We start from the raw sequence: 4,984 nt of genomic DNA on the forward strand, positions 1-4,984 counted from the left end.
CTGACGAATTGATATGCAATCGCCCTGCCATTTCTAGGGGTGGACTTGACAAAATTTCAATACACCGTTACACTGAGATTCACCTAAGAGGTGGGCACTATTAAAGCTTGAAAACCTTTAATCAAAAGCCGCACTTCATTCTGATAATTACGAGACACACGTACGTTTCTGCTGGTTCAAAAGAGAATTTTCGTGTGGGTTTGTGCGCACGAATACTCTTTTTTTCTTTTCCAGCAAAGTTGTTTGGGAAAATAAATATACTCCGAGAGGGTAGTCATGTCTTATCAAAAATCAAGCTTGGGTAAAACACGCCAGGCATTTACGCTCATTGAGCTTCTAGTCGTGATCGCGATCATCGCGATTCTCGCCGCCATTCTCTTCCCCGTTTTCGCACAAGCACGTGCTAAAGCTCGTGCTATCAACTGTGTCAGTAATGTCAAGCAGGGCGCTCTTGGCGTCCTGATGTATGTTCAGGACTATGATGAGGCGATGCCGCTACTGGACAACGACCGGACTGCTGGTCACACCCCCGATTGGGGCAACCCCGGTAATACCCAGCAGTGGGGAAACCACATGTTCCTTGGTGTGGTGCAGCCCTACTTGAAGAATCGCAATATCTATGTTTGTCCCGAAGCGGGTAAAACGAACTGGAGAGTTGCGATCCCCAGTGGTGAAGTTGCAGGCCAGCCTTACATTCAGGCAATGGACGATGCAGGTTACTACGATAGCTCTTTCGCTCACATGGCTGTTAATATTTTGCTTGTAGAGTGGGGAGCTCGCGGAGCAACTGCCGCCATTGCACGTCCTGCAGAGACTGTCCTGATGGTAGCAGACTCCGTCTGGGATAATGCAGGTGTCTCAATTGCACAGGCTGTCGGCAACACTGGTGTCTGGGTTGAGAACGTAGGTAGCGGCTGTATTGGACTTGGAGGACAGGGTTGGACCTGGTATCTGCACTCCAATACCAAGGGCCGCGGTGGAAGCCGTGCCGCCGTTGAGTCGGGTCGTGCCAATGTCGCTTTTGTGGATGGTCACGTTAAGTCCATGGATCGCAACAATCTGGAGCGCTGTGACTTCAATGCGACAGCCAATGGTAGGATCTTTACGTACTGGGACTACCGCTACTAAGCACGACGAATAAGGATTGAAAGCATGAAGAAATCTCTCTCCATCGCCCTTCTTTTAGCATTGCTCGTACTGCCTTTAATCGGCTGTAGCAGCAAAACGGACGAAGAGGCACCGCCTCCTCCCCCGAAGGGTGCGTCTGATAACAATACTCCTGAAGCGAAAGCTTCACAGGGTATCCCACCGCCCGATAGTGGTATGCCTCCTCCTGGTGGAGGTGGTGGCCTAAAGGGCAAGCGCTAGTCGCTGTCCTCGCAAGTCCGTACGGCGCAGAGCTTTGGCTCTGCGCCGTTTTTGTTACAATAGGGCATGAGTTTACGGCTGGCGTTTTATGGGGCATCACTAACAGAGCTACTTTGTGGGCTGGAGCGCTTTGCACAGGCAGGCGTGAAGACTCGGCTCTATCTTTCCTCGCCGACGAGCCTTCCTGCGGATTTGGAAGTTCTGGGTTTTTTGTCCGAGAGTCCGGCGGCGTTGCAGCCCTTGCATATCCCCATTCACCATGCCTTGGCAACGCCGGAGAGTCTAGGGGCTGTGCTGGAGCTTGGGGCTCGGGCGCTGGGCTCACAGGCAATTCCTCTTATTTTTGCCGCGCCGCGTGAGGGGCATTTTGTTGCGTTTCGGGGGCTACACCGCCAGCTCTACCCCGAGTCACCGTGGGCGATTGCGCGTCAGGAAACCGATCTTGCTGTGCTACTCCATCAGCAGACAGAGCACTTCTCGCTCTACGACATGAGCTGTTTGTACTTAGAGGCGGGACGCGAGGCGGTTCGGGCACGCCTCAAAGAGATCCAGAGCGACCCCGAGCCGTCTGTGATCTTTTTTGATTCTCTCACCACGGCACACGAGGCGCTGGTGGGCGAGATTTTATGGGAGCAAAAACCGCGCCTTGTTGTGGGCGCAGAAGGCGTTCAGACAGCTCTACTTGCCGCTTGGGAAACGGCTCAGCTTCTTCCCGAGGTTGTGATGCTGACCCGCCCAGAGCCACTGAGCCAGCTTCTGGTTGCCCATGCCTCCGCCCTGCCGGAGTCACGGGTGCAGCAAGACTGGGCACGTGCGAGCGGCTTCTTTTGCCATACCTTTCGTGATGCCCCTCGTGCGGTCAAAGTGGCACAGGGAGCGCTCTCCGTGGGGCACAGTGTCGCACTCTTTGCGGAAGACCCGGCGCTGGGGCCAGAGCTGGCTCATACGGTTATCGCGCTCCACCAAAAAAACCCGCAACGACGGCTTGTCCTCTCTTCATCGGTTGCGCTTGCGCCGGAGCTTGGTATCGAGGCGCTGGAGTGGGTTGCGGCGCTTGCACCGGGGTGCCCTCTTTGCCGAATTGTGGGTGGGCCGCTCGAAAACGGTGAGGTTGTGGTTCAGGCGGAGACACTCGGGCCGGAGCAATTTTTCCTGAAAGTGCGCCAAGGAATCGCCGTCTAAATCCGCCGTTTGGGGGAGGTCGAGCATGGTTGCTTGCGGCACTATCGAGATATGTCCGGTGAGTTTTGGGTATTGATTGGCCTTGGGAGTATTATCGTACTTTGGGGACTCCAGAGTTTGTGGAGCTGGTGGGGAAATCGGAGGCAGCTAGAGCAGATTGAGGTCGCTACCGTGGTGCAGAAAGCCCTGGTTCATGAGCAGGGAAGTGGGTGGGAGCCGGACGAGCGCTATGTCGTGACCTTCTCCCTCCCCGATGGTGCTCGCCGCCACTTTGTGGTGACGGAGGCGCAGTACAAGCAGGTTCATGCTGGGCAGATGGGCCAGCTTCTCACACGAGGCTCTCGGTTTCGTAGCTTCACGCAGACGAGCACTAAAATAAACTGAAGGAATTTTGTGTGCGATGGTCAATAATAGTATTATGAAACGCACACTTGTGGCTTTTTTGCCGATCTCGTTGTTGTTCGCGCTTACCGGTTGCGGTGGCTCAGGCACAGCCACGGACAGTGCGATCCCGTCAGGTGGCCTAGCGACACGTGGCACCGCAGCCAGCGTTGATTCCACCGCAGAGCCGACGGGGGCGATCGCGGCTCCTTTTACGCCCATTGGTCTCTTCATCACCGGCACCGATGCCGCGACTCCTACCTGGGGCCATGTCTGGGCGACGGTCTATAAAGTGGAGGGCGTGGGCGTGGGCGAGAAAGATAAGCCCGTCACACTGTTTTCCAGCGGGGAAGGGCAGGTTCTGGATCTCACGCAGCCAGGTGTGCTTCCGGGCGCAGGCGTGGCAGCCGCGAGCCTAGTCGCGGGCATGACCCGAATCCGTATCACCCTGGCACCGTCAGTGCAGGCAAGTAAGTTCGAGCAAAACGATGTCGAGACTATCAGCCTCGTGCCCGCTCTCCCCAAAGATTCTGAGGGACGTGCGGTTGCGACTCTGACCCTCTCCAAGCCTTTTGAGGGGGGGACGTTGCCCCTCGTCGTAGACCTAGCCAAGTTTGTTCCACGTGAGAATAAAGCGGGCCTAGAGCTAGCCCCGGGCGATGCTCCGAAGAAATCTCCAAGCCTGTCGGTGGCAGGCACACTGCGCGCTGGGCTGCTTGTGCTTCCTGGCGGAGGACGGCTGGCGCTTCAGCTTGCAGGAGCACAGCTTGCCAACGCCGATGGCACGTCAAAACCTAAGCCCACGGATGGCAGTGCGGCACTTGCGGAGGGCACGCTCTCTGTGGATGGCAAGACTCTGACAGTCAGTCGCCTGACTCTAGGACGCCCCGAAGCGGCGGCGCTGGAAGGCACTACCGCCGACCTTGACCCGAAGCTGGGAACCTTTACTCTGACCCTGAGCCATGCCACCGGCATTCTGCCCACGCGCCTCGCAGTCACCGCCACTCTAGCCGAGAAAGCCATTTTTCGGAGCCGGGGCGGACTGCTTCTCACTTCGGACGAGTTTCTGACCGCGCTCAAAGACAAGTCCACGCTGGTGCGTGTCGAAGGTACCTACGAGCCCGCTACTGGGGCGCTCTCGGTACGACGTGGCTGGCTCCTGGGCAAGAGCGCCCGTGAGGCCATGGTGACCGGAACCCTCGTTGCCGAGGAGAAATCCGGCGCACTCTCCGTCACGGCTCCCACCGACTGGGATGGCTTTGCTCCCACGGAGAAGCCCGTCGCCCTGACCACCACCACAGCGACGGCCTATCTTGATGAGAAAGGCGCGACGCTCACTCCTGAGGCATTTAAAGCCGCACTCAAAGAAAAATCCGCCCGTGCTCTTGGTCTGCTTGATGGCGATGGTCGGCTGGCTGTCACCAAGCTCACGCTCGTTGCGCCCCTGCCCAAGCCAACACCGGAGCCCGCGAAGAAGCCCGTCGAAGACGCAGAGAAAAAGCCCGTTGAGGGCGAGAAGAAAACCGAGCCCACGCCGGACAAAAAGCTTCCTCCCGCTATCCTTGACAAAAAAGCCTCATGACCTACTGTGAGCTGGTGCGCTCAGGCACGGCTCATCCGGTTCATGTCCACTACCACGACTTCGTCTACGGCTTCCCGGTCGAGAGCGACGATGTGCTCTTTGAGCGGCTGGTGCTGGAGATCAACCAGGCGGGGCTGAGCTGGGAGACGATCCTCAAGAAGCAAGAGGGCTTTCGCGCCGCCTACGACAACTTCGAGATCGCCAAAGTCGCGGCCTATGGTGAGGACGATATTGCTCGCCTGCTCGCTGATCCGGGGATTATCCGCAATAAGCTTAAAGTGCGCGCCGCGATCAACAATGCCCAGAAGATTCTGGAGCTTCAGGCCACATACGGGAGCTTCAAGGCTTGGTTAGACGCGCATCACCCCCAAGAGAAAACCGCCTGGGTGGCGCTCTTCAAAAAGACCTTCACGTTTACCGGCGGTGAGATCGTCGGGGAGTTTCTCATGAGCTGTGGCTATCTCCCGGGGG

At 57.3% G+C, this 4,984-nt stretch carries 5 protein-coding genes; all 5 read left to right on the forward strand.

Going from position 1 to position 4,984, the window contains the following annotated elements:
- Positions 1–276 precede the first annotated feature (276 nt).
- A complete protein-coding gene (locus RMO15_RS19880; protein WP_309715909.1) occupies positions 277–1,128 on the forward strand; it encodes a prepilin-type N-terminal cleavage/methylation domain-containing protein in 852 nt (283 codons plus the stop codon).
- 306 nt (positions 1,129–1,434) lie between these two features.
- Positions 1,435–2,550, forward strand: a complete 1,116-nt coding sequence (locus tag RMO15_RS19885; protein ID WP_309715912.1) for a hypothetical protein — start codon at positions 1,435–1,437, stop codon at positions 2,548–2,550.
- A 51-nt stretch (positions 2,551–2,601) separates the two neighbouring features.
- Positions 2,602–2,934: a DUF2500 family protein gene (locus tag RMO15_RS19890; protein ID WP_309715915.1), complete on the forward strand. Its 333-nt coding sequence runs from the start codon at positions 2,602–2,604 to the stop codon at positions 2,932–2,934.
- Between the two features lie 34 nt (positions 2,935–2,968).
- Positions 2,969–4,513: a hypothetical protein gene (locus RMO15_RS19895; RefSeq protein WP_309715918.1), complete on the forward strand. Its 1,545-nt coding sequence runs from the start codon at positions 2,969–2,971 to the stop codon at positions 4,511–4,513.
- On the forward strand, positions 4,510–4,984 hold a 475-nt coding region (locus RMO15_RS19900), incomplete at its 3' end, for a DNA-3-methyladenine glycosylase I (RefSeq protein WP_309715921.1). The genes RMO15_RS19895 and RMO15_RS19900, both read left to right, overlap by 4 nt.

The sequence above is a fragment of the Armatimonas sp. genome (assembly GCF_031410135.1).
Classification (GTDB): domain Bacteria; phylum Armatimonadota; class Armatimonadia; order Armatimonadales; family Armatimonadaceae; genus Armatimonas.